This is a genomic window from Paraburkholderia sp. DHOC27 (assembly GCF_003429005.1).
Lineage (GTDB): Bacteria > Pseudomonadota > Gammaproteobacteria > Burkholderiales > Burkholderiaceae > Paraburkholderia.
This window is the reverse complement of the sequence record NZ_QVQV01000015.1, coordinates 61,493-85,943: the sequence shown is the minus strand read 5'-3', so window position 1 is coordinate 85,943 and position 24,451 is coordinate 61,493. Positions and strand designations below refer to the sequence as shown.

Genomic DNA, 24,451 nt, shown 5'->3' with positions numbered 1-24,451 from the left:
CCCGGCCAGAGCATTCACAAGATGCCGCGGCCGACAGATTTTGGCGATCCCAATCTGGGTGGAGGAGTACACATAATGAATGCCCCGCTAGACGCCGGTCAGCGAGCCTCGCTCGAAGCCGCGCTATCTTCCGTCACTCTTGACGACAAATACACGCTCGAGCGCGGCCGCGCTTATATGAGCGGCATCCAGGCGCTCGTGCGACTGCCGATGCTACAGCAGGAACGTGACAAAGCTGCTGGGCTCAATACCGCCGGTTTTATCTCGGGCTATCGTGGTTCGCCGTTGGGCGGCCTCGATCAGTCGCTGTGGAAGGCCAAACAACATCTCGCCGGACACCAGGTGGTGTTCCAGCCTGGCGTCAATGAAGACCTCGCGGCCACGGCCGTCTGGGGCTCGCAACAGGTCAACCTGTATCCGAACGCCAAATTCGATGGCGTGTTCTCGATGTGGTACGGCAAGGGTCCGGGCGTCGATCGTTCCGGTGACGTGTTCAAGCACGGCAACTCGGCCGGCTCGTCGCAGCATGGCGGCGTGCTCGTGCTCGCCGGCGACGACCACGCGGCCAAGTCGTCGACTCTCGCGCACCAGTCCGAACACATGTTCAAGGCATGTGGTCTGCCAGTGCTGTTTCCGTCCAACGTGCAGGAATATCTCGACTTCGGCCTGCATGGCTGGGCCATGAGCCGCTACTCGGGTTTGTGGGTGGCCATGAAGTGCGTGACCGACGTGGTCGAGTCATCTGCCTCGGTGGACATCGACCCGCATCGCACGAAGATCATCCTCCCCGAAGACTTCGCGATGCCCGCCGGCGGACTCAATATCCGCTGGCCAGATCCGCCGCTGGTGCAGGAAGCGCGGCTGCTCGACTACAAGTGGTACGCCGCACTCGCTTATGTGCGCGCCAACAAGCTGGACCGCGTGGAGATCGACGCGCCGCACGCGCGCTTCGGCATCATGACGGGCGGCAAGGCCTATCTCGACGTTCGCCAGGCGCTCACCGATCTCGGTCTCGACGACGAAACCTGTTCGCGCATCGGCATCCGTCTGTACAAGGTGGGTTGTGTGTGGCCGCTCGAGGCGCAAGGCGCGCAGGCCTTCGCGCGCGGTCTCGAGGAAATTCTGGTGGTGGAAGAGAAACGCCAGATTCTCGAATACGCCATCAAGGAAGAACTGTACAACTGGCCCGATGCGCAGCGTCCGCGTGTGTTCGGCAAGTTCGACGAAAAGGATGGCGCAGGCGGCGAGTGGTCGGTGCCGATGGGCAACTGGCTGCTGCCCGCTCACTATGAGTTGTCGCCGGCCATCATCGCCAAGGCCATCGCCACGCGTCTGGACAAGTTCGATCTGCCCTCCGATGTGCGCGCACGCATTGCCACGCGCATCGCCGTGATCGAAGCGAAGGAACGCGCATTGGCCCGGCCGCGCGTGGAAGTGGAACGCAAGCCGTGGTTCTGCTCCGGCTGCCCGCACAACACGTCCACCAACGTGCCGGAAGGCTCGCGTGCGATGGCCGGCATCGGCTGTCACTACATGACCGTGTGGATGGACCGCAGCACCAGCACGTTCAGCCAGATGGGCGGCGAAGGCGTGGCGTGGATCGGGCAGGCGCCGTTCACCAACGACAAGCACGTGTTCGCGAACCTCGGCGACGGCACCTACTTCCACTCGGGGCTGCTGGCCATTCGTGCGGCCATCGCCTCGAAGGCCAACATCACCTACAAGATTCTGTACAACGACGCAGTGGCCATGACCGGCGGTCAGCCGGTCGACGGTGTGCTGACCGTGCCGCAGATCACGCATCAACTGGCCGCCGAAGGCGCGTCGAAAATCGTGATCGTGACGGATCAACCCGAGAAGTACGACGGGAACGTCGGTCTCGCGCCGGGCATCGATATTCACCATCGCGATCAACTGGACGACGTGCAGCGTACGCTGCGCGAAATCAACGGCACGACCATCCTGATCTACGACCAGACCTGCGCGACCGAAAAACGCCGCCGCCGCAAACGTGGCACGTATCCGGACCCGGCGCGGCGTGTGGTGATCAACGAAGCCGTCTGCGAAGGTTGCGGCGATTGCTCGGTGAAGTCGAACTGCCTGTCAGTCGAGCCGCTGGACACCGAATACGGCACCAAGCGCCAGATCAATCAATCCACCTGCAACAAGGATTTTTCGTGCGTCAATGGCTTCTGCCCGAGCTTCGTTTCCGTGGAAGGCGGCCAGTTGCGCAAGCCGAAGGCAAGCTCAGGCGTAGCAGGCGATGCCATGCCGCCGGTGCCGCAACCGGAGTTGCCGTCGGTTGAGCGTCCCTATGGCGTGCTCGTAACGGGCGTGGGTGGCACGGGTGTGGTGACGATCGGCGCACTGCTCGGCATGGCCGCTCACCTTGAAAACAAGGGCGTAACAGTGCTCGACGTGACGGGCCTCGCGCAGAAGGGCGGCGCGGTGATGAGCCACGTGCAGATCGCGAAGCACCCTGCCGATATCCACGCGACCCGTATCGCAATGGGCGAAGCCAGCCTCGTGATTGGCTGCGACGCTATCGTCACGGCCAGCGACGAATGCGTCTCGCGCATGCAGGTGGGCCGCACGCACGTGGTGCTGAACAGCGCGCATACGCCGACCGCTGCGTTCATCAAGAACCCGAACTGGCAATTCCCTGGCGCCGACGCGGAAGCGGACGTGCGCGCGGGTGCGGGCGATGCGGGTGTCGACGCGATCGACGCCAATCATTTCGCGCTTGCCCTGCTCGGCGATGCAATCTACACGAATCCGTTCGTGCTCGGTTACGCGTGGCAAAAGGGCTGGGTGCCGCTGACGTACGAATCGCTGATGCGCGCGATCGAATTGAACGCCGTGCAGGTGGACAAGAACCGCGCCGCGTTCGAATGGGGCCGTCGCGCGGCTCATGATCTGGCGTCGGTGCGCAAGCTGGTGCAATCGCAAGGTCGCGTCGGCGCCGCCGAGACGGCGAGCAGCAAGATCATTTCGCTGCATACGCCGAAAGCACTGGATACGCTGATCGACAAGCGCGCCGAGTATCTGACGGCATGGCAAAACGCAGCTTACGCGGATCGCTACCGCGCACTCGTGGCGCAGGTTCGTGCCGCGGAATCCTCGCTCGATTCGGGTGACGGCCAATGGCCGCTCACCGAGGCGGTCGCGAAGAACCTGCACAAGCTGATGGCGTACAAGGACGAGTACGAAGTCGCGCGCCTGTACGCGGATCCTGCGTTCATCGAAAAGCTGAAGGCGAGTTTCGAAGGGGACTGGAAGGTCAACCTCCACCTCGCGCCACCGGCATTCTCGAAGAAGGACGCACACGGCCACTTGTTCAAGAAGAAGTACGGCCCGTGGATCCTGAGCGCCATGCGCGTGCTGGCGAAGTTCAAGTTCGTGCGCGGCACAGCGTTCGATGTGTTCGGCAAGACGGAAGAGCGTCGCACTGAACGGGCGCTGATCGGCGAGTACGAGGCTTTGGTGCGTGAAATGATCGGCGGTTTGACGACGCAGAAACACGCGCTCGCGGTTGAACTCGCCAATCTGCCGGACGGCATTCGCGGCTATGGTCACGTGAAGGAAAACAACCTAAAGGGTGTGCGCGTCAAATGGCAAGAGCTGCTTGCGCGCTGGCGCTCGCCGGAAGGCGGTAAGGCTCAGCACGCAGCCTGATGCAGGGCGTGTCTGCTTACGGCTCTGACACTGAGATGGTGGTTGAAGACGCTCTCAGCTAGTTAAAAGCCGTTAGCGGTACGGAAATGGAAAAGGCGGCTGCCCTCACGGACAGCCGCCTTTTTTTGCCTGTGGCGCACGCGTAAAACTGAAGCGTGAGAACTGGCGGTACTGCATTTACTCAACAACACCTTCTACAGCTACTTCGTTTGCAACTACTGCGACTTCAAGCATCAACTACAGACCATCAACAACAACTATAACAAGCACTACTTATTACATCTGCTACTGCTACTGCTACTGCTACTGCTACTGCTACTGCTACTGCTACTGCTACTGCTACTGCTACTGCTACTGCTACTGCTACTGCTACTGCTACTGCTCCTGCTACTGCTACTGCTACTGCTACTGCTACTGCTACTGCTACTGCTACTGCTACTGCTACTGCTACTGCTACTGCTACTGCTACTGCTACTGCTACTGCTGCTTACCACTACCCATTACTACCATCACTACAGAAACCGCCGTTGCGGATCGAGGTGAAGCGCGATACCGACGAAGCGTCAAATAAACCAACCAGAACAGTCTTCGTCGCAAGTCAATGTGATGTGTCGCGCTTCAGGAGTAACTTTACAAATTCTCAACACACAGGCGAATCAGAGCATTCTTAAACGCAGCCGCAAGAATTAAGACAACCGCGGACATCACAGCAAACGCGTTCGCATCAAACCGAAGCAACAAGAGATGGCGCACAAAATGAAACGCCACGGAATGCGACCATTCCGTGGCGTTTCTATTACTGGTCAATCAGCGGCAGACTACGCGCCGCTGAATCACCAATCGCTATTGCGCGTTCGTCCGCGCGAGTGCATTCGCCGAGGCAACGGCTGTCATGTTGATGATGCGGCGCACCGTCGCCGCCGGCGTCAAGATATGCACCGGCTTTTCCGAGCCCAGCAGGAACGGCCCCACCGTCACGCCCTCGCCGCCAATCATCTTCAGCAGGTTGTACGTGATGTTCGCGGCTTCCACGTTCGGCATGATCAACAGGTTGGCCTCGCCCGTGAGCTTGGTGCCCGGGAACGCGGCCTTGCGGACCATCTCCGACAACGCGGCGTCGCCATGCATCTCACCGTCGACTTCGAGATCGGGCGCACGCTGTGCGATCAGCTTGCGCGCCGCAGCCATGCGTTGCGACGAAGCGGACGGCACGCTGCCGAAGTTCGAGTTGGACAGCAACGCCACCTTCGGCACGATGCCAAACTTTTCGATCTCACGCGCTGCGAGAACCGTCATGTCGGCGAGTTGCTCGGCGGTTGGCACTTCGTTCACGTAGGTATCGCAGATGAACAGATTGCGGCCCGGCAGCATCAGCAGATTCATCGCCGCCAGGTTGTCGACGCCCTCCGCCTTGCCCAGCACCTGATCGACGAACTTCAGATGGCTTTGGTACGTGTCGATCATGCCGCAGATCATGCCGTCCGCGTCGCCCAGACGCACGAGGATGGCGCCAATCAGCGTGTTGAACTTGCGCATGGCGGCCTTCGCGACGTCAGGCGTCACACCCTCGCGCGCACCGATCTCGTGATACTCCTGCCAACACTTCTGATAGCGCGGATCGTCCTCCGGATTGACGATCACGAAGTCTTCGCCGCACTTCAGCTTCGAGCCCATCTTCTTCAGACGCATCTCGATCACTGACGGACGCCCCACCAGGATCGGCTTGGCGATCTTCTCCAGCAGCACGAACTGCGCGGCACGCAGCACGCGCTCGTCCTCACCTTCGGCAAACACGATCCGCGCCGGGGCGGACTTCGCCGCCGCAAACACGGGACGCATGACCATGCCGGTGCGATACACCGTGGTGGAGAGTTCTTCGCGATACGCCTCCATGTCCTTGATCGGACGCGTGGCGACGCCCGAGTCCATCGCCGCCTGCGCGACAGCCGGCGCAATCTTGATGATGAGACGCGGGTCAAACGGCTTCGGAATCAGATAGTCCGGACCGAACTCCAGCGTGTGCCCTTCATAGGCCTTCGCGACTTCATCACCTTGATCGGTTTCTTCCGCCAGTTCAGCAATGGCTCGCACACAGGCCAGCTTCATCTCTTCGGTAATCGTGGTCGCGCCAACATCAAGCGCGCCGCGGAAGATGAACGGGAAGCACAGCACGTTATTGACCTGATTCGGATAGTCGGACCGCCCCGTGGCGATGATCGCGTCCGGACGCACCTTTTTCGCTTCCTCAGGACGGATTTCCGGCTCGGGATTGGCCAGCGCGAGAATCAACGGCTGGGTGCCCATTTCCGCGACCATCTCGGGCTTCAACACCCCCGCGCTCGAACAGCCAAGGAACACGTCTGCGCCGCGAATGGCGTCGCCGAGCGTACGGGCATGGGTGTTCGCCGCATACCGTTCCTTCGACGGATCGAGGTTGCCGCGCCCTTCGTAGATCACGCCCTTCGAATCGGTGACGAGCACGTTCTGCTTCGACAGGCCCAGGTGGACCAGCAGATCCAGACAGGCAATCGCCGCCGCGCCCGCGCCCGAGCACACCAGTTTCACTTCCTCGAGCTTCTTGCCGACTACCTTCAAGCCATTCAGAATCGCCGCCGACGCGATGATGGCCGTGCCGTGCTGATCATCGTGAAAGACCGGGATCTTCATGCGCTCGCGCAGCTTCTTCTCGATGTAGAAGCACTCAGGCGCCTTGATGTCTTCGAGGTTGATGCCGCCGAGCGTCGGCTCGAGCATGGCGATCGCTTCGACCAGTTTGTCCGGATCGGTCTCGCTCAACTCGATGTCGAACACGTCGATGCCCGCAAACTTCTTGAAGAGACACCCCTTGCCTTCCATCACCGGTTTGGCGGCGAGCGGCCCGATGTTGCCGAGGCCGAGCACGGCCGTGCCATTCGTCACCACGCCAACGAGGTTGCCGCGCGAGGTGTATTTCTGCGCATCGAGCGGCTCGTCGAAGATGGCCATACAGGCCGCCGCGACGCCAGGCGAGTAAGCGAGCGAAAGGTCGAGCTGGTTCGAAAGAGGCTTGGTCGGCGTGACCGAAATCTTGCCGGGCTTGGGATTCTGGTGATACGCGAGAGCGCTTTGCTTCAGTTGTTCGTCCATTTTTTGGCCTGCGAGACGTGTAAGTAATCGGGCCCGGCTCGATGCACCGTGTAGATGGCTCGCATGGATCGAATGGGTAATCGATCGCGGTGGTCTTCGCCTGCGCCGGTTGGGCGCAGCGTCGAACCTGAGCGGCTGACAAGACGGTGCGGAGCGTTCACGGGGAAATTAGTGTACCCCCGCGCAGCACGATTCGCGCAACCAATCGCGCAACCGTTGAAGCAACTTCAACGCTCGCAAATGTTCGGCATAACAAGGACTTGATCATGCGTCGCGCGCCACGTCGGAATGCTGCGTCGCGGCATGTTCCAGCACGCCGGCACGACTTTGCAGAACTTCACAAATGCGCGTAATGAACGGTCAGTCGAGTTCGGCGCCGCGTCGTTCGGGGATAAGGAAGAGTGTGGCGAGGATATCGAGCAGGTAGATCGAAGCGAGCAGCGCGAGTGCTGCGCTGAACGAGAAGCGCGCGGCCAGCGCTCCCACCACCACCGGGCCAAAACCGCCCACGGCGCGGCCAATGTTGAACAGCACGTTCTGCGCAGTGGCGCGTGCCTGGGTCGGATATAGCTCGGAGATCAACGCCCCGTAGCCGCCGATCATGCCGTTGACGAAGATACCCATCACCGCGCCGCCGATCAACAGCGCGAACGGCGTGCTCAAGTGCGCGTAGACGAACACCATGACGACCGCGCCCGCCTAATAAAACAGAAACGTCGGCTTGCGACCAAAGCGATCCGCGGCAATCCCGAACAGCCAGATGCCGAGCGCCATGCCAAGAACGGTCGCGGCCGTCCACAGGCCGGATTTGGTCAGCGAATAACCGAAAGTTTTGGACAGATAGCTGGGCAGCCAGATCATCAACCCGTAATAGCCGAAGTTCTGCACCGAACAGAGAATCGTGACGCCGAGGCTTGCACGCGCCGTACGCGCGTCGGCAATCAACTGCCGCAGCGGCGGTTTGCGTGCGCCGTGCCGTTTGGCGTGCGCCGCCTGTTCGACGAACAGCGACGGTTCTTCGACGTGGCGCCGCACGAGGAACGACACCAGTGCCGGCACCAGTCCTAACGCGAACATGCCGCGCCAGCCAATCACCGGCAGCAGCAACGGCGTCAATAATGCCGCGGCCAGCACGCCGAGTTGCCAGCCAAGTCCCACGTACGAGGAGACGCGCGCCCGCTGCGACGCCGGCCACGCCTCCGCGACCAAAGTCATGCCGATGCCGAATTCCCCACCCAGCCCCAAGCCGGCAATGGTCCGGTAGGCCAGCAGATCGCCATAGCCCCGCGCCAGCGCGCACAGGCCGGTGAATATGGCGAAGAGCAGGATGGTCCACGTGAGCATGCGGACCCGCCCGAAGTAATCGCTCAACACGCCAAACAGGACGCCACCGGCGACAGCGCCAATCAGCGTCCACGTGACCAGCGAGCCCGCCTGCGCAGAGGTGAGGTGCAGGTCGGCGGCGATCGCCGGCAGCATGAAGCCGAGGATCAGCAGGTCGAAGCCGTCCATTGCGTAGCCAAGCACTGCCGCGAGCAGCGCGCGGCCGGCGTAGCCGCGTTGCGTCGAGGTAGGCGAGGAGGTGGAAGGTGGAACGGCGGTCATCGAAAGCATCCTGTCAGGCGCGGGCTCGCGATCGCGGCGTCGTGCCGCTCATCCGGCCGCTCATCTGGCCGCTCATCTGGCCACTTAGCCGCGAAAATCGCGTGAGTGTAATGGGCCCCTTCCCGGGCCACAAGCAAGCCAAAAAAGCGCTGGACCCGCCACCGTAGCCGGCATCGAGGGTTTCCACGGACGCGGTTCACCTCGGAAGTGTCTGTATCGGGTAAAATACGCGGCTACGCGCGCAGCAAAACCGGCCTGCACTCCACTGTCCGGCTGTGTGTTCCGCCCATCATGCGCTGAACACCTCGCTTGCTGCGCCACCGGGCCTCGCGCCCGCGCCCTCCTCGCTCACACCCAAGGATCCGCCCATGACAGGCTTCGATCGCCAGACGATCTCCGACACGACCGCCAAGATGCTGCTCGAAGTGCAAGCTGTGCACTTCAACGCGGAAAAACCGTACATCTTCACTTCCGGCTGGGCGAGCCCGGTGTATATCGACTGCCGCAAGTTGATCTCCTACCCGCGCGTGCGCCGCGGCCTGATGGAAATGGCCGAAGCTACGATCCTGCGCGACGTTGGCTACGAGCAGATCGACGCGGTAGCGGGCGGCGAAACCGCCGGCATCCCGTTCGCCGCATGGCTTTCGGACCGCCTGATGGTGCCGATGCAGTACGTGCGCAAGAAGCCGAAGGGCTTTGGCCGCAATGCGCAGATCGAAGGTCTGCTCACCGAAGGGCAGCGCGTGCTGCTGGTGGAAGACCTGACCACCGACAGCCGCAGCAAGATCAACTTCATCAACGCGCTGCGCACGGCCGGTGCCACGGTGAACCACTGCTTCGTGCTGTTCCACTACAACATCTTCAAGGAAAGCGTGTCGGTGCTGAAAGACATCGACGTCGATCTGCACGCGCTTGCTACGTGGTGGGACGTGTTGCGCGTCGCCAAGGAAAACGGCTACTTCGACGCAAAGACGCTCGACGAAGTCGAGAAGTTCCTGCACGCACCGGCTGAGTGGTCGGCGGCACACGGCGGCGCTACCGCAGCACCGCAGTAAGCCATCGCGGCACGCCGCTGCCGCGCGCGCGTCTACGGGCTCATTGCCCCAGACCGCTCGGCGTCACCCTTTTCGCATGACGCATGACAAATGAAAAAGGCCACTTGTCTTCACGACAAGTGGCCTTTTCTACGTTCGTCGCAGCAGGGAAGGCTCCCCGTGCGAGCACGGTGTCAGTGAGGTTCGCCCTGATCGCCGGCCGAGTTCGAAGACAGGTTGAGCAAACCATTGCTCTGCGCATACTGGAACAGCTCGGAATCGCGGTCCAGCCCGAGTTTGCGCATCGCCGTGTTCTTCTGCGTGCTGATGGTCTTGATGCTGCGGCTGAGTTGCTCCGAGATTTCCTTGATGGTCATGCCGGACACGAACAGCCGCACCACTTCGAGTTCGCGCCGCGACAGGATCACCTCGTCGCTCTTGCCGCCCGCGTTCATCCGCAACGTGTCGAGCGACGCCTTGACGGACGGGCTCATATACCCGAGGTTACGGGCGACGTGCTGAACCGCCAGCCCGATATGACTCAGGTCATCCGATTTGTTGACGACCGACGTCACCCCGAGTTCGCTGAGACGCTTGAGCAGCGCGGCGTTCTCGAGCATCGTCAGGACGACGATAGGTAGTTCGGGAAAATTGCGGCGTAAATAACCGATCAACGGCAAGCCGTCACCGTACTGCCCGCCGGGCATGGCGAGGTCGGTGACCAGCACGTCACATGGGACCGTCTGTAGCACCTTGATCAGTTCCGTTGACTGGCGCGCGCGCGCAACGACCTGAATGCCGGGGAATTTGAGCAGCGCATGCTCTGCACCAAACAAAATCACCGGATGGTCATCGGCCACTACGACCCTGACTGGATCTGGCATCGTAATCCCCCTGCCTGATAACACGCTCTCCACAACTTCAGCGATGCACCATTTCTAGTTTCCGAGGTTTTAAACGGGTGGATTGTGCTCGCGCCCAAGGGCGCCCATCCACACCGACAAATTCTTCTGACTATAGCTGATTTCGTGTCGTCCCGGCCCCCTCTATGAGTCTTGCAAGAGCCCAACAAATCAAATGTTAGACTTGATTCGACCTCGATACACAAAATAGGGACAATAATCATTGTGAAGCGGATCATTTCCCGCCCCTGAGAGGAGAATCGGCACATGCGCTCGCGTTGCCTGGTCGTTTCGCTTGCTTGCCCCCGTTCCCGAATGCCGTCGTTCATGGTCGCCACACTGTGTGTCGCGCTGGCCGTCGTGAACGGCCCGCACGCGCTCGCGGAGGGCCCCTTCGCGCTGACGAGTACGACCTTCCGTGACGGCGGCACGGTGGATGCCGCCCAGGCCTTCGATCAGGACGATTGCAAAGGCGGGAACCACTCGCCGCAACTCTCCTGGCATGATGCGCCAGCCGGCACGCGCAGTTACGCCATCACCATTTTCGACCCCGACGCCCCAGGCCCCGGCTGGTGGCATTGGGCCGTGGCGCAGATCCCGGCCACGGTGACGCGCCTGCCGGAAAACGCCAGTGCCTCGGGCTTCCTGAAGAAGATCGGCGCGGTGGAAGCGCGCAACGACTTCGAGGTCGACGGCTACGGCGGTCCATGCCCGCCGCCGGGCAAACCGCACCGCTATGTCGTCACCGTGTACGCGCTCAACACGACCGATCTGCGGCTCGCGCAAGGGCGCCCGGCGCTCATGTTCGACCATGAGATCAGCACGGCGACGCTCGGCAGCGCGCACATGGTGGTGACCTACGGTCGTTGAGAACACGGGGCCCGCTCCGCTCGGACCTGCCGAGCCGAAAGCATCGCGAATGGACCGTCAACGGCCGGCATCTCCGGCATAAAAGCGTCATCTCAGTGTCATTTCCACGGCGCAAGGTCGTTTTTCGACGATCTTTGCGCACGCGTGCCGCCATACGGTCTTAAAATGACGTTCCGGCGCATACACGCGCCTCTGTTTCCCGCATCCCGTAGCCAGTGAGATTGAGATGAGCACGAAAGTTTTTGTCGACGGACAGGAAGGCACCACCGGCCTGAAGATCTTCGAATATCTGTCGCAACGCGCCGACGTAGAGATCCTGCGTATTGAAGAAGCGAAGCGCAAGGACCTCGAGGAGCGACGCCGTCTCATCAATGCGTCGGACGTGACGTTCCTGTGCCTGCCGGATGTCGCCTCGCGCGAGTCGGCTTCGCTCGTCGCCAACGATCACACCGTGCTGATCGACGCGAGCACGGCATTCCGCACCAGCGCGGACTGGGCCTATGGCCTGCCCGAACTGGCCCGTTCGCAACGTGAACGGCTGCGCACCGCCAAACGCATCGCCGTGCCGGGCTGCCATGCATCGGCATTCGTGCTGGCCATGCGTCCGCTGGTGGAAGCCGGCGTGGTCGCACCCGAGTTCGCAGCCCACAGCTATTCGATCACCGGCTACAGCGGCGGCGGCAAGAAAATGATTGCGGACTACGAAGCAGGCGGCAACGACAAGCTGAAGAGCCCGCGTCCGTATGCCTTGGGTCTGACCCATAAGCACCTGCCGGAGATGGCCGCGCATACCGGCTTGAAGTCGGCACCGATCTTCACGCCGATCGTCGGTGACTTCTACAAGGGTCTCGCCGTCACGACCTATTTCTCGCCAAACCAGTTGGCCAAAAAGGCTTCGCCGCAAGACGTGCTCGGCCTGTTCTCCGAGTACTACAAGGACGAAGCATTCGTGCGCGTCGCACCGTTTGATTCGGACGCCAATCTCGACGGCGGCTTCTTCGACGTGCAGGCCAACAACGACACCAATCGGGTCGATCTGTTCGTCTTCGGCAACGAAGAACGCTTCGTTACGGTGGCGCGTCTCGACAATCTCGGCAAGGGTGCGTCGGGTGCCGCCATCCAATGTATGAACCTCGCCATTGGCACGCAGGAAGACAGCGGATTGAAACGCTAACGCCCCGCATCGCGCAGACGGCGCTACGCCGTCAACGCCTCGAAAAGCCGGCTTTCAAACGCCGGCTTTTTTTCGTTTCAAATCAGCGCTTAAAGCTTTCAGCTTTCTGAAGCTAATCAGTAATAGTCCCGACTTCATTTAAAAGAAAAGCCGCCGCTATTCAATAAATCGGTAATACGTGCGCGCCATTGAACCGATCCGCATACTTTTCCGCCTGGGGAAACACCCGATTCTTTCGCGAACGGTCGTTCGCAGATGATAGAGCCTTTTTGCTCGAACGCCCTGCTGGCAAGGGCGTGTGGCGAAGCGTCGAGATTGATCATCCACCCAAAAATGTTTTTTTGTTTAAAAGACCCGCAAACCTCTGAGTGGCGCGTGTCTGGCGTTTTTTGTGCTGTTTGAATCGGCCTTTTTAGACGGTTCTTTCAATTGACAGCGAATAAGCGGGCAGCGAAATTACTCCGCACAATTACATGAAGGGAGACAGCAGCATGCCGGATGCGCTAAATAGAGGGTTGGCAATGGCCATTGCCTTAGCCCCATTGCTGGTTGCCTGCGGTGGCGGAAATGCCAGCAATCCATCGCCAATCAACCCGCCGCAATGTTCAGGATCGAGCTGCCCGGTGCAAGGGCCGCCGCCGCAAGGCACCGTGGCCTCGCTCTGCCCCGCGACCGCGGATATCGGCAACAGCACGTATCTCGGCGGTGCAGGCAGCGGCGAAGTGGTGCGTCTGAACATCAACGCCACGGCCATGACCTACACGTTGACGTGGCTGCAGTCACCCATTCCGTTGCATACCGGCGAAGTGACGCCGACCCGCGCGGGCGTGACGATCAGCGGCACCGTGGTCCATCCGCCGACAGGCGCCCTGCCCACCGCCGAACAGATTCGTTGCGCGTTCATCCTCACGCCGGGCACCGGCACGGCTGCGGTTGACGGCAGCACCTACTCCACCGCCGCCACCTTCAACCAGGCGAACCCGCCGATGGTGCTGATCGGCCTCGGCGTAGCAGGCGGCGGCATCCCTGGTGCGGCCGTACAGTACAGCGGTTTTCAGCCCACCGCTGCCGTGCTCGGACCACAGCTTTCTTCGTTGCTCGGCATCAACCTCTTCCCGGTCGCCGCGCGCAACTTCGACTTCTATCCGTTCCTTGGATTCGCCAGCGTCGACACGAACCTGGCTGACATGAAGGGCGACTACAACGCGCTGTTCTATCACCTGCAGCCGTCCAACAAATACGCGACCACTGCAAGCACTGCTCAGGAGTCCTTCGATGGTGCCGGCAACTGCTCGGTGCCGTCCGGCGCGAGCAATACAGCCTGTGAATCGACGGGCGGCACATGGACCGCAGTGTCGGGCGCCTCGTATTTCACGAGCGCCGATGCACCGCGTCTGATGCCGGGCCCTTCGCTCGCCGGTCTGTACACCTTCCCGATCGCCGCCAGCGCCAACATGATCCTCGGCCAGCTCAACGGCAAGGTGGTTCCGCTGATCGTCCGCACGGGCGCCGTCAATCCCAACGCCTTCGTGGTCGACGACGAATCCGGCATCGCGATGCTCGCCCCCGCGACGCAGATTCAGTCGGGCGCGATCAACGGCGGCTACGTGGGCGCGGATTCGAACTTCCGCTACACCGCCACGCTGTTGCAGGGCGCCGGCGGCAGCTTCGTCAACCCGAGCACGTCCAGCGCCGAAAGCCAGTTCGCCCTCGACTACTCGCAACAGCACCTCGGTCTGCTCAACGTGACGGATAAAAACGGCGCAACGGGCAACCTGATCGCTGCGGGCGGCCTCTACGCGATCTTCATCAACGGTGAAGAAAACGGCGGCGTGACGACGACGTCCACCAACAGCGACACGCTCAACAGCCCGTACTTCGGCATTGGCGCGCAGATCAGCAATTGATGGTTGCAGGGCCGTGCAGGACCAAAGCAAGAGGTGGCTGGACTGGGAGCCGGCCATTCACAACGAGAACATGAGAAGGGGGCGGTATGAAATGGAAATTCCTCGCGGCGTTCGCGATGACAGCGCCGTTGGTGACGGCGTGCGGCGGTGGCGGTAGCAGTTCGCCGGCACCGGTGGTCGCGGCGCTGTGCCCGACCACGCTGGACTACAGCACGGTCTACACCGGCGGCGGCGGCGACGGTGAACTCGTCAAGCTGCAACTCGATACGACCAAGATGACCTGGCAGATCACCTACGTCGAGTCGCCGATTCCGCAAACCACGGGGCAGGTCACGCCGACGCGTGCGGGCACGACGGCGAACGGCACGCTGACGCAGGAAACCGGCTTGCCGACCGCCAAACTCAATCAATGCGCGTTTCAGTTGAACGGCGCGAGCCTCGACCCAAGCCGCCCGGCGCGCGTGTTCGTGGGTGAAGGCGTGGCCGGCGGCACGATCCCCGGCGCGCAGATTCAATACAACGGCGTGCTTGGCGTCGGCGCCGTGCCGGATACGACGTTCCCGTACTACCCGTTCATCGGCTTCTCGTCGATTGAAACGAACATCGCCAACGTGGCCGGAACGTACAACCAGCTCGGCTATCACCAGATTCCGTCGCAGAACTTCCTGCCGGTCTCGGTGGATTCGAAGATCACCATCAACGCAGATGGCACGTGGACGGAGTGCGATAACAGCGGCATCAACGCTGGCAAATGCGAGCAGCCCGGGACCAATCTCGCGCAGTCGGCGGACGGCAGCGGCGCGTTCGAAACCGACAACTTCCAGGGCCAGGCCAAAGCCACGCTCGCCACGACGCCGATCGCCAAGGGCTTCATGATCGTCGGCAAGCTGCGCAATCAACTGGTGCCGATCCTGGTACGCACGGGCGCCGCCAATCCGTCGGCGCTCCAGGCCGACGACGAGTCGGGCATTTCGATTCTCGCGCCGCAAAGCACCGTGGCCGCGAACTCGCAGAACGGTGAGTACATCGGCGTCGACAGCCAGTTCGATTACCGGACGACGGCCCTCGAAGGCACCGAGGCCACGCTGCTCGATCCGTTCAACGCATCGCAGGCATCGCTCGCGACCGCGCTGAATCTCAACTTCACCGAAGCCGTACCGGGCGTCGTGACGACGACCCAGGTGAACGCATCGACGGGCAGCACACCGACCGGAAAGATGATCTTCACGGGTGGCGTGTTCGGCTACCTCGATCTGACGACGCCGGCATCGCCCTACTTCACGATCGGCGCGTTCGTCCAGTAATGGACGCTGCGGACATTTTCACTACGTAACGAGGCGACCGCGCCCAGGCAGCATCAGCCGTTGATGCCGCCTGGGGCCGTGGAGGACGCGCGCGCGAGGCGAACACCTCGCGGCCGCGCGCAGCAGGTACGCCCGCTCAGGAGGAACGTCATGAAAAGAATAGCGATCGCAGCGCTGGCTGCGAGTCTCTCGCTTAGCGTCTCGCTCAGCGCGCATGCGCAGCAGGCGGGTGACAACGTCGCCGTGCTCGGCTGGTTTCACGTCATGCCGCAAAAAACCAGTTCGCCGCTCACGACCAACGTGGCGCCCACGCCGATCAACACGCCGCTGCGTCTGCCGAATTCGTTCACTTCGGCGGGTACCGGGCTGTCGTCGAACAACGCGGACACGGCCGGCCTCGTCATCAGCCATTTCTTCACCGATCACATTGCCCTGTCGAGCGTCGCGGGCGTGCCGCCGGTGTTCAAGATCTACGGTCACGGCACGATCATGCCGCCGGGACCGGCCGGGGCGCTCGGCAACCAGAATCTCGGCGACCCGTCGAGCAACCCGATCGTGAAAAGCGTGCGGCAGTGGAGTCCGGCGGCCATCCTGCAGTACTGGTTCCGGCAACCGACGGACAAATTCCGGCCGTTCCTCGGTCTGGGCGTGTCGTACAACTGGTTTTCCGACATCCAGCTGAATCCGAACTTCGTGACATCGACGCAGAACAATCTCGGGGCCGTGCTGGCGGCGGGCGCCGGCAAGCCGGGTAAAACGCAGGTCGAGGCGAAGGCGTCATCGTCCTGGCAACCCGTATTCAATGCGGGCGCGGAATACAACATCACGGATCACTGGGGGCTGCTGGCGTCGGTCACTTACATTCCACTGAAAACGACCTCGTCGGTCATCATCAAGGCAGCGGATGGCACCGAACTCGCGGTGAGCAAGGCCGAGATGAAACCCGACCCGATTATTTCGTTCCTCGCGGTCTCGTATAAGTTCTGACCTGGACGGGCCGAGCGGCTGTTCGCTCAAGGAACGTGGCTCAAGGAAGCGCGGGCAAAAAAAAGCCCGCCTTATTGGGCGGGCTGAATCCATATCAGAGGAGACATGGAGGAGACAAAACGAACTATAGCAAAGCGCTTGGTGCGGCGCAACATTCTTATTAGGGTAGACCCTCTGTGTTGTTATTACGCAACATTACAGGACAGACCTGAACGGGCCGACGCCAGCGCCGCGCGAGGTCGGTTGGCGGCTTAGTGGCGAACCAGCGCCATCATGGCGCCAAAGCCGACGAATACCCCGCCCGTCAAACGATTGAATGCCCTCGCCACATTGCGGCTGCGCAGCTTCGTGCCAATGCGCGTGCCGAAGCCGGCATAGACCAGATACCAGCTCACTTCGATCACCGCGAAGGTGGCGACAAGAATGCCGAACTGCGGCAGCGTCGCGCGGCCCGCGTCGATAAATTGCGGCAGCAGCGCGGCGGCAAACAGGATCGCCTTGGGATTGCTGCCCGCCACCAGAAAGCCGTTGCGAAACAGCGCGAACCGCGAGCGTGCCGGCCTCGCGGCCAGTTCATCCGTTCGGGAGGCAGCGGTTTCGTCCGCGGGAGCACGCCATGCCTTGACGCCGAGATAGATCAGATACGCCGCGCCGATCATACGCAGCGCATTGAACATGGCCGGCCACGCTTCCAGAAAGACGCCCAGCCCCGCTGCCGAAACCGACAGCATCAGCACCAGCGCCGACAGACAGCCCGCCATCGTCGCGCTCGAACGGCGCAGACCGTGCTGCGCGCCGTGCGTCATCACCAGCAGCATGTTCGGACCAGGAATGGCAGAAACGACGAAGACGGTGGCAAGAAACAGCCACCAGGTATGCAGGCTCATGAAACACACACACGAAAAATGACGGGACACGCATTATGCCCGTCTGACGGCTCGAACGCGTTTTAGAGCTTCGTGCCCCGAAACACCACGATGCCCTGATGCGCCGCGTTGCGTCCTAGCGCCCGGCCCGGCGCGCCGAGACCTGCCCCAGCACGGCGAAGTCCTTTTCGCCGTCGCCATGCGCAACGGCTTCGACCAGACTGTCGCGCACCACGCTCAGAACCGGCATCGGCGTGGAGACGGCGTCGGCTGCGGCCAGGGCGAGGCGCACGTCCTTGAGACCCAGACGCGCCTTGAACAGCGCCGGCTCGTAACGCTGCTCCGCGATCATCTTGCCATAGCCCTGATACACCGGACCGGGGAAAATCCCGCTCGTGATCACATCGAGAAAATCCTGCATGGCCACGCCGTGACCCGTCACCAGCGAAGCGGCTTCGCCCAGCGTCTCGACGGCGGAGGCAAGCATGAAATTGGCCGCCAGTTTGATGACGTTCGCCTGCTGCGGCAGCGAGCCGATGCGCCAGGTTTTCTGGCCGATCGCGTCGAACACCGGCTGCACGCGGTCGATGGCCTCTGCGGGGCCCGCGGCAACGATCGTCAGCTTGGCTGCCGCCGCGACGTCCGGGCGTCCCAGAACGGGTGCGGCCACGTAATTCAGACCACGCGAGGCGTGCGCATGCGCGAGTTCCTCGGCCAGTGCCACGGAAATCGTCGCCATATTCACGTGAATCAAGCCGCGCGGCGCGTTTTCCAGCAGCGCAGCGTCGATCACGGTGCGCAGTGCGGCGTCATCGGCCAGCATCGAAAAGACCGCGTCGCCACCGAACGCCTCAGCCGGCGTCCCTACCACCCTGGCGCCTTTCGCCGCGAGGGGTTCCGCGCGTTCCGCCGAACGGTTCCAGACCCGCACCTGATGGCCGGCTTTCAGGATGTTTTCAACCATGACGGCGCCCATCTCGCCGAGACCGATAAAACCGATGTCCATCTGTCGCTCCACTCTTCTAAAGAAGTGAAAGTAGAGCACAGCCATGCGACATCTGCAGAAGCGCAGCCCCAAACACGGTGCCATACTGATGCGATGGTCACCGCGACATTCCGCTTCTACGAGGAACTGAACGACTTTCTTGCCCGGCCGTTGCGTCGGCGCACGTTCAGTTGCGTCTGCCCGAACGCGGCCACCGCCAAGCACATGATCGAGGCACTCGGCGTTCCGCACACGGAAGTCGAGCTGATTCTGGTGAACGGGGAATCGGTGGGATTCGAGCGGCGGCTTGTCGAAGGTGACCGCGTGGCGGTGTATCCGAAATTCGAGGCGCTCGATATCCAGCCGCTGCTGCGCGTACGCGAACGTCCATTGCGCGTGATGCGTTTCATCGCCGACGCCCATCTGGGCGGTCTCGCGCAACTGCTGCGGCTCGCGGGCTTCGACACGCTGTACGACAACCACTATCCGGACGCCGACATTGAAGCGCTAGCCGCCGCCGAGCATCGCATCGTCCTCACGCGCGATCGTGAACTGCTCAAGCGCCGCACCATCACGCACGGTTGCTACGTGCGCACGCTCAAACCCAAAGCGCAATTGCGGGAGATTTTCGACCGGCTGGATCTGGCCGGCAGCGCCCAGCCGTTTCGCCTGTGCCTGATGTGCAACGCGCCGCTGCGGCGCATTCCCAAAGACGAAATCGCGGGCCGGGCGCCGGAGGGCGTGCTGGAACGGCACACGCAATTCGTCACCTGTGATGTATGCCGGCGCGTCTTCTGGGAAGGCACGCACTGGCAGCGAATGCGTGCGTTGATGGACAGTCTGGCGAGCGAGCAGGCCTGAGTGATTGGCGGCAACCGCGCCCGCTCCAGGCAGCGTTAGTCTTCACGCCGCGCTGATGGGTCGACGCGGTGCGTACAATGCGGGATTACCTGTCAGATAGAGGCTTTCCGTATGGCGATGAAAAAAACCGACCTTGAGAAGAACAAGGCCCTGAAACTCACGAACTCGATGAAGCTGGCAACCGCCGACCGCTTCGGCAAGGCCTCGGCCGCCGCGCCCGCGCTCGATCGCCGGGAGCAACGCAAGCTGGATCAGGCGCAAGGACTAGTGCCGTTTGCCTGCAAGCTCAACAGCGAACTCGTCGAGCAACTGAAAGAGCGCGCGCTCCAACACCCGGATGGGATGACCGGACTGCTGACCGAGATCATCAAGCGCGGTCTCGCTGCCGACGCATAACCTCTCGCCGCCAGGTGGCGAAGATTCTGAAATCAGGACTCTTGAACAAGCGCCCCGCTGCCCGCCATCAAAAAAGGCCAGAACATCGTGCTCTGGCCTTTTTGCTTACGACGGTTGCCTGCATTCGCTTGCCGCGTCAGCGGCTTGCTCAACCCGGCTGCGATCCCGCGCAGTCAGCCTAATTCGGCGAGCCTTTGTCGTTCGTCCCCGCAGCCGATGCGGCTGCCGACACGTTGGCGCGCTTGCCATGTGTCTTCAACTGCTTGTGATGCTTCGTGCTGCTGACGGCAGCCGGCGCGTCGGCTGCGGATGCCTGCGCGAAAGCCTGAGCGGACACCAGCGCGAGCGCTGCGATTGTGAGCGAGGCCGTGACTTTCTTCATGTGTTGATCCCCAAACCTGAACCACGCTGTCGATGTGAATGAATAGAACAACCTGGTAAAGCACACGCGGCAAGTCGGCACCTGGCGGCTCACCGCGGGGAGTATCACGCAGCGAGGGTCGTTTGTCATCCGCTGTACCTGGGATGTACTTTCGGCGAGACGGGCTGGTTTTGCGGACGGCGCCAAGACTAAGCACTGGCCGTCACACGAGGTTGCGCAGCAGGCTGGCCGTCTCTTGCAGGGTGGGCAGCACCCGATGCAGTGCGGCGTTGGCCGACTCCTGACCGATCGGCATGCTAACGCTGATCGCCGCGACCACCGAGCCATGCCGGTCACGGAGCGGTACGGCGACACCTCGCATGCCGAGTTCCAGTTGTTGATCCGTGACGATGTAACCGTTGCGGCGCGTTTCCCCCAGCACTTCACGAAGCTGCTCGATGGTGGAATAGGTCTGCGGCGTGAAGACCTTGATCTCATAGCTCGCCAGCCATTGCTCGATGTCGTCTGGCGCCTGAAATGCAAGCAGGATCAATCCGGCGGACGACAACGGCGCCGGTGCGCGCGAGCCGAGCACGAAGCCGACTGCCATCGCGCGATTCACGCCGTTGCGGGCGACGTAGACCACGTCGTGTTCGTCGAGGATGGCGACCAGCGCCGTCTCCTGCACGGCGGCAGTAATGCGCTGCAGGAAGGGTTGCACAGTGCGCGGCAGGCGCGCCGAGTCCAGATACGACTGGCCGAGACGCAGCACGCGTGGGGCAAGCCAGAACAACTTGCCGTCAGTGTCGATATAGCCGAGTTCACGCAGCGTCAGCAGATAGCGCCGCGCCGCCGTACGCGAGAGCGCCGCCCTCGACGCGACCATCGTCGGCGTCATGCGCGCGTGCTCTTCGTCGAATGCTTCGATGATGGCCAGCGCTTTCGCCGCGCCGGCAATCCAGTCCTTGTCGTCCATGCGGTCCGCCTGAAAATGCCGACGTCGCCTTGCTCGCGAAAGCACGCGCCGTTGCGCGATTATCGCGCGACGGAACGGGATTCAGGTGGGAAAACGCGGTGCGCGGCTTTCGTGGCGCGGCACCGCGAAAGTGGATCGCGAACTACCAGGATTGGGCCAAACCCAGACGCTCGGTCAACGGTTCGCGGTGGACTTCTTTTTTATCAGCGGTGGGCGGAAAGACGCACCAGCAACCATCGTCATGGCGAAAGAAGAACAAGCCGCGCGCGCCCGCCGCCAGCGCTGTTTCGACTCGCACGTAGCGCCTGCCACCACTGCGGGTGCGGCTGAACTCTGTCACGCGGACCGGAATGGAGGGGCTCGGCGCCAGCCACTTCTCGACCTGGCGGCGCAGGGATCGCTCGCTGGATGCGCTCATGACCGTCTCCACACGCGTTCGTTTTGCGACGCTTCGCGCGCCCCTTCGGCGTCGTCGGCGTCCTGCGGCTCGTCCTCTTCCTCCGCTGCCACTTCCAACGCCCGGTTGGTCGCCGCGGCTCTCAACGTACTGCAGTGGGCAGCGTGTCGCAGGTCTGAAAGAAGACCGACAAGCTGTCGTGCTGTTCTGCGTTTCATCGCACACCCCCGCGCTGCACCATTAACTTGATAAAGCACTTTAACTTTATGCCCGGATGGCGCGCTGTTGTAAGGTTTTAGACGAAATAGCAACAGTTTCTTTTAAACCGGGACGATCTATTTCCCGACGACATCCGCCCTCAATGTGCGCGTCGCGGTGCGGTGAGGTATGTACGGTGGCGGCCGAAAGGCGGAGGAGCGCATGCGGTAGCGCACGCTCGAAGCATTTATGTCTGCTTGAGGGACATGGAAGCGTGGGCTGCGTCGCGCGAAAGCGCCGGGCGTTTCGCGTATGGCGTACGGCGTCTGGCGTGAACCGCGCCTCGACCGGACACGTTTTCTCGTCGAGAAGTGATGAGCCCCGCGTGCCGCGCCGAACAAGGATGTCAAAGCGCGGGTTGTGAAACCCGGCGCTCATCCTGAAGAAAGAATCAAGACTCAGCGAGACTACTGGCTAATCCCCGCGCCGCTGGCGGGTTGCGACGCTGCCGCCTGAGCCGGTGGCGTGGCAGTGGCCGTGGACAGAACCGGCGCTCCGAGGTTGACCACGGTCGGCGTGGTCGTCTTGGTGATCGCCGCGGCCGGACCGGAGGACGAGGCCGAAGCAGGCGCCAGCATAGGCGCCGGTGCCTGAACGGCGGCCGGCACCACCGGCACCGCCACAGCAGGCCCAGCAGTGGACGTGGTGACCACCAGCGCACCGGCCGGGGCCGGGACCGGGACCGCGGCCGGCGCGGGCGTGACGACCGCCAACGGAACCGGCAACGGCGTGGTCACGACGTTGCTGTTCGTCACCGGCGTGGTCCGCACGACCGTTTGCAGATAGTGATCCACCAGCGAGAAAAAGCGGTCGTAGAACTTGCCGGACGGAATCGTCTCGCTCGAAATCTTCACCATCTCATCGCTGTTCGAGCGGATAGGCAGCGACACGGAACCAAGCACGCTCAGCCCCACGCTCGCCGAGGTATCGCTTTTCTTGAGCGCGTAGCCGTTCTGCACCGCATTCACGTAGACGATGCTCGTATCGCTGGTTTCCTCGCCGGCCGTACAGACGACGTGAAACTCGACGACCACGTGCGAATCGCCGGTCGGCTGGAAATTCTTCGTGCCGTCGACGGTATCGGGATGCGTCAACGTCGTCATATAGCCCTGACTCAACAACGCGCGGCGCGCCGCTTCGCAGGTGTCGGTGGTGCTTGCGTTGAAGTTACGGGCGAAGGGACTCGCGCCCGTGTCGAACAATTCCTGCTGAAACTTGGGCTGCGGCGCGCTCGAGCACGCGGCAAGCGCGGCCAGTCCGAGCAGCGAGGCCGCAGTTGCTTTAGATAATAAGGTACGCATGATTCCGGGAGAGCAGACTGCTAAACGTCGAATGGCATGCATTGTAGAGCGATTGCCTGACGATCTGAAAACAACCCGACACGCCGTAACGCGTTGATACAACAACGATTTGTATGGCGATTGTCAGTGAGGAACGGTAAGCAGGCCTGCGTTGCCGGCTGTGGCTGGGACGGAAGTACGACTGTGGACGGGCCTTTGATGCCCGGAACCGGATACGCCGCGCGCGTTCAGGGCGCCGGAGCCGGCACGGTTGCCGAAAGACCCATCGAGGCCGGATCTGCCACCGCACTCCTGGCTGGAATGAAGAAGGAGCGTGCGCCGCTGGCAGGCGCCGGGCAGTTATCCGCGGCACTCGCGTCGCACGCGGCAGTCTGCGAGGCGGCCGCCAGGCCGTCGCCCTGCCTGGCGACCACGGGCGCGAAGGTTTCGACGCGCATGCTCACCTTCTGCGCGTATGCCATTGAGCCACCGTAGTTCTTCAGCGCGAGATTCAGATCACCGCCAGCCGACTGCAGATAGCCATGCAAAATGGCCGAACCGGCTTCGATGTTGGCGTCGGGCTCGGTGAGGTCCTTGACGTTCTTCAGCAGCCCCCGGTGTGCGGCCGGTACGACCTGCATCAGCCCCGTGGCCCCGCGCGGCCCCTTGGCCTTTTCCTTGAAGCGCGATTCGATCGAGATGATGGCGAGCAACAGGGCCGGCGGCAGCGAGTACTTGGCGGCCGCGGCCTGCACGGCATCGGAAATCTGCGCGGCCTTGGTCTCGGCGAGGCCGAACTTTTGCGTCAGATAGGCCGAAATATGGTCTTTGGCGCTCTCCTCAGCCTCTGCGCCCTGCACGAGGCAGAGCGAAAGCATGATCAGACAGAGTATCCGGCTCATGGGCAGAGGGCTGGGAGGGAAGGAAGTTTCGTATTATACCGATGCCCGAAAATTAGGCACTCTTTTGTATTAAGAAACCTTTTGCCCGGGCCGCCACTACGGGCTGTAGCGTTTTTTACCGCGTCGTCCACGCACGCAGCAGCGCCATTCAAGGCGCATAAGCGCTCCTTCAACGAAAACACACACCGTGGATGCTGGCGCCTAGAGCGGGCGATGCCCGACATGGTCGGCCATCAGGCGACGCATGGTGGCGAGTAGCAACGCGGGGTCGATAGGCTTGCGAATGAAGCCGTCATAACTCACGAAAGCCGGCGGACTTGGCTCGCCCGACACCAGAATAAAGGCGACATCGGGAAGCCCGGGCACGGTTCGCAACTGATGACAGAGTTCGCTGCCAGACATGACCGGCATGCGCCAGTCCGCGACCACGACATCCACCGGAGACTCGACGAAGCTCGCCAAAGCCGCGTGACCGTCGCTCGCGGTACGCACGGTAAAGCCGTCCGCACTGCAAATGGCACTCAAGGATGCCAAGGTTTCCGCTTCATCGTCGACCAACAAGACACTGGCCATATTCTGAAACCC

At 62.1% G+C, this 24,451-nt stretch carries 19 protein-coding genes and 1 pseudogene; 9 read left to right on the top strand and 11 right to left on the bottom strand.

Annotated elements, in window-relative coordinates:
- The first annotated feature begins 75 nt into the window (after positions 1-75).
- Positions 76-3,675 (top strand): indolepyruvate ferredoxin oxidoreductase family protein, encoded by a 3,600-nt coding sequence (locus D0B32_RS31935; RefSeq protein WP_117338449.1) that lies wholly within the window; start codon positions 76-78, stop codon positions 3,673-3,675.
- 843 nt (positions 3,676-4,518) lie between these two features.
- Here D0B32_RS31935 and D0B32_RS31925 read toward each other — a convergent pair.
- Together D0B32_RS31925 and D0B32_RS31920 are read right to left on the bottom strand one after the other, a co-directional pair.
- Positions 4,519-6,801, bottom strand: a complete 2,283-nt coding sequence (locus D0B32_RS31925; RefSeq protein ID WP_117338447.1) for an NADP-dependent malic enzyme — start codon at positions 6,799-6,801, stop codon at positions 4,519-4,521.
- Positions 6,802-7,161: 360 nt separating this feature from the next.
- Positions 7,162-8,406, bottom strand: a pseudogene (locus D0B32_RS31920) (MFS transporter).
- A 368-nt stretch (positions 8,407-8,774) separates the two neighbouring features.
- On the opposite strand from D0B32_RS31920, the gene D0B32_RS31915 reads away from it, so the two are divergent.
- On the top strand, positions 8,775-9,461 hold the full coding sequence (locus D0B32_RS31915) for an orotate phosphoribosyltransferase (RefSeq protein WP_117338445.1): 687 nt from the start codon (positions 8,775-8,777) through the stop codon (positions 9,459-9,461).
- A gap of 173 nt (positions 9,462-9,634) precedes the next feature.
- On the opposite strand, the gene D0B32_RS31910 is transcribed toward D0B32_RS31915, so the two are convergent.
- On the bottom strand, positions 9,635-10,324 hold the full coding sequence (locus D0B32_RS31910) for a response regulator (protein ID WP_117338444.1): 690 nt from the start codon (positions 10,322-10,324) through the stop codon (positions 9,635-9,637).
- Between the two features lie 285 nt (positions 10,325-10,609).
- Here D0B32_RS31910 and D0B32_RS31905 point away from each other — a divergent pair, with 285 nt between their 5' ends.
- The 5 genes from D0B32_RS31905 (at position 10,610) to D0B32_RS31885 (ending at position 16,584) form a co-directional block, all read left to right on the top strand.
- Positions 10,610-11,212 carry a YbhB/YbcL family Raf kinase inhibitor-like protein gene (locus D0B32_RS31905; protein WP_117338442.1) on the top strand — a complete coding sequence of 201 codons (603 nt, stop codon included), beginning with the start codon at positions 10,610-10,612 and terminating at the stop codon, positions 11,210-11,212.
- A gap of 226 nt (positions 11,213-11,438) precedes the next feature.
- A complete protein-coding gene (gene argC / locus D0B32_RS31900; protein ID WP_117338440.1) occupies positions 11,439-12,386 on the top strand; it encodes an N-acetyl-gamma-glutamyl-phosphate reductase in 948 nt (315 codons plus the stop codon).
- Positions 12,387-12,877: 491 nt separating this feature from the next.
- Complete coding sequence (locus D0B32_RS31895; RefSeq protein WP_117338438.1) at positions 12,878-14,293, top strand: DUF2957 domain-containing protein; 1,416 nt, start codon at positions 12,878-12,880, stop codon at positions 14,291-14,293.
- A gap of 86 nt (positions 14,294-14,379) precedes the next feature.
- Positions 14,380-15,597: a DUF2957 domain-containing protein gene (locus D0B32_RS31890; protein WP_117338436.1), complete on the top strand. Its 1,218-nt coding sequence runs from the start codon at positions 14,380-14,382 to the stop codon at positions 15,595-15,597.
- A 150-nt stretch (positions 15,598-15,747) separates the two neighbouring features.
- Positions 15,748-16,584, top strand: coding sequence for an OmpW family protein (locus D0B32_RS31885; protein WP_117338434.1), 837 nt, complete (start codon positions 15,748-15,750; stop codon positions 16,582-16,584).
- Between the two features lie 251 nt (positions 16,585-16,835).
- Here the strand turns inward: D0B32_RS31885 and D0B32_RS31880 are convergent, their stop codons facing one another.
- The gene (locus tag D0B32_RS31880; RefSeq protein ID WP_117338432.1) at positions 16,836-17,471 is read right to left on the bottom strand and encodes a LysE family translocator; all 636 of its coding nucleotides are present in this window, start codon (positions 17,469-17,471) and stop codon (positions 16,836-16,838) included.
- Between the two features lie 115 nt (positions 17,472-17,586).
- Complete coding sequence (locus tag D0B32_RS31875; protein WP_117338430.1) at positions 17,587-18,456, bottom strand: NAD(P)-dependent oxidoreductase; 870 nt, start codon at positions 18,454-18,456, stop codon at positions 17,587-17,589.
- 93 nt (positions 18,457-18,549) lie between these two features.
- Between D0B32_RS31875 and D0B32_RS31870 the strand changes: the two genes are divergently transcribed.
- Both D0B32_RS31870 and D0B32_RS31865 read left to right on the top strand, forming a co-directional pair.
- Positions 18,550-19,296, top strand: a complete 747-nt coding sequence (locus D0B32_RS31870; protein WP_117338428.1) for a Mut7-C RNAse domain-containing protein — start codon at positions 18,550-18,552, stop codon at positions 19,294-19,296.
- Between the two features lie 111 nt (positions 19,297-19,407).
- The gene (locus D0B32_RS31865) at positions 19,408-19,692 is read left to right on the top strand and encodes a hypothetical protein (protein ID WP_117338427.1); all 285 of its coding nucleotides are present in this window, start codon (positions 19,408-19,410) and stop codon (positions 19,690-19,692) included.
- Positions 19,693-19,870: 178 nt separating this feature from the next.
- Here D0B32_RS31865 and D0B32_RS31860 read toward each other — a convergent pair whose 3' ends face one another.
- The 6 genes from D0B32_RS31860 to D0B32_RS31835 form a co-directional block, all read right to left on the bottom strand.
- A complete protein-coding gene (locus D0B32_RS31860) occupies positions 19,871-20,074 on the bottom strand; it encodes a hypothetical protein (protein ID WP_117338425.1) in 204 nt (67 codons plus the stop codon).
- 202 nt (positions 20,075-20,276) lie between these two features.
- Positions 20,277-21,029: an IclR family transcriptional regulator C-terminal domain-containing protein gene (locus D0B32_RS31855; protein WP_117338423.1), complete on the bottom strand. Its 753-nt coding sequence runs from the start codon at positions 21,027-21,029 to the stop codon at positions 20,277-20,279.
- Between the two features lie 142 nt (positions 21,030-21,171).
- Positions 21,172-21,447: a hypothetical protein gene (locus D0B32_RS31850; protein ID WP_117338421.1), complete on the bottom strand. Its 276-nt coding sequence runs from the start codon at positions 21,445-21,447 to the stop codon at positions 21,172-21,174.
- Between the two features lie 644 nt (positions 21,448-22,091).
- Entirely contained in the window at positions 22,092-22,985 is an 894-nt protein-coding gene (locus tag D0B32_RS31845) for a DUF2242 domain-containing protein (RefSeq protein WP_117338419.1), read from the bottom strand.
- A 227-nt stretch (positions 22,986-23,212) separates the two neighbouring features.
- On the bottom strand, positions 23,213-23,866 hold the full coding sequence (locus tag D0B32_RS31840) for a lytic transglycosylase domain-containing protein (RefSeq protein WP_117338417.1): 654 nt from the start codon (positions 23,864-23,866) through the stop codon (positions 23,213-23,215).
- Between the two features lie 201 nt (positions 23,867-24,067).
- A complete protein-coding gene (locus tag D0B32_RS31835) occupies positions 24,068-24,439 on the bottom strand; it encodes a two-component system response regulator (protein WP_117338415.1) in 372 nt (123 codons plus the stop codon).
- Positions 24,440-24,451 lie beyond the last annotated feature (12 nt).